Here is a 1,383-nt window from a genome sequence, read left to right on the forward strand (position 1 = left end):
CTAAAATTCTTTTTTGTTGTTTCCTAATCTCTAGCAATACTTCTACAGATTCGGCAATCGTTATATGAGGACGGCCAGACATTTTAATGTTCTCCTTTACTTTTTATATAAGTCTATCACAACTTTATAAAAATGGTATAACTCATAATTTTGCCTGGAATATCATTATACTATGTATTTGTGTAATTAATTCTGTCTGACTACTTATAACCACATTTTTTGGCGTAGCGGGCGGCTCAACTATTGAAATTGAAGAATTCGCACGCAAGGCAGACAAGGCAGCCGTAAAGTTTTCTGCACTAATCACGCAACTGGTTGAACAACGCCGTCGGCAACCGGGAACTGACATGATTAGCCTGCTGAGTGTGGCCTACCAAGAGCAGGGATTTAATTTTGAGGAACTCCCATCTGTATGCATTCAGATCTTAGCTGCAGGTCTTTTGACCACCACAGACCAGATTGCCAATGGGGTGAATGCACTGCTGTCTCATCCGGACCAACTGCAAAAACTGAAAAAAAATCCTTCTCTGATCCATAGCGCTGTCGAAGAAATGATCCGTTTCGATACCTCGGTTCCTTTTTTCTTTCGGATTGCCAAACAAGATCTGACGATTGGCGGTAAGCAGATCGCGGCGGGTAGCGCCATCATACTGGGGCTTGGGGCGGCGAATCATGACCCCGAGAAGTTTGAGGAACCGGAGGTTTTCGATATTACACGCACGCCCAACGAACACCTTGGGTTTAGTTCAGGAATTCACTTTTGTCTGGGAGCCGCTTTAGCTCGTATGGAGTTAACTATTTGCTTGACCGCATTACTTAGAAGACTACCAAATCTGTGCTTCGATCCGGATAAGCAAGCTATTCCAACAAAACATTCAATGCTGATTTTGAAGGGGTTCGATTCGCTACCCGTAAAGTTCGACGCTTGTCTTAAGTGATACCATCATCCTTAAATAAGAATGAATAGCAATATCAGCACAGGCTCAACAATCAAGGTGAATGAAGCATCCCTATCTCGTTTACCTGGAAACATTCGCATACCCAAGTACGATCGCCATCAAATTTCTAATGGAATTGTGCCTATTGGGGTTGGTGGATTTGATCGATCGCACCAAGCGCTTTATCTCGATGATTATTTCCATCAGAATCCTGGTAGGGATTGGGGAATCTGTGGTGTGGGATTGCTGGACTATGACTATGACAGGCGGATGCGGGATGCGCTTCAATCCCAAGATTGTTTGTATAGCTGACAAAAGTATAGTCATTTATAGACATGGGAGGCGTCAAGTCCCTCCCCCTTCACTTTCACTTCGAGCGGATTGACCCGCCTTGGCTGAACTACGCAGCTCTCTATCCCATTGCTGAACGCATTTGGGATTGCTT

At 44.2% G+C, this 1,383-nt stretch carries 2 protein-coding genes; both read left to right on the plus strand.

Annotated features, from left to right (window positions below; translation table 11 throughout):
* Positions 1–248 precede the first annotated feature (248 nt).
* Positions 249–938: a cytochrome P450 gene (locus ACUVJL_RS36940; protein WP_445250355.1), complete on the plus strand. Its 690-nt coding sequence runs from the start codon at positions 249–251 to the stop codon at positions 936–938.
* 21 nt (positions 939–959) lie between these two features.
* Positions 960–1,250, plus strand: coding sequence for a hypothetical protein (locus tag ACUVJL_RS36945; protein ID WP_445250354.1), 291 nt, complete (start codon positions 960–962; stop codon positions 1,248–1,250).
* The last annotated feature ends 133 nt before the right edge of the window (positions 1,251–1,383 follow it).

This window comes from Microcoleus sp. OTE_8_concoct_300 (genome assembly GCF_031383065.1).
Lineage (GTDB): Bacteria > Cyanobacteriota > Cyanobacteriia > Cyanobacteriales > Microcoleaceae > Microcoleus.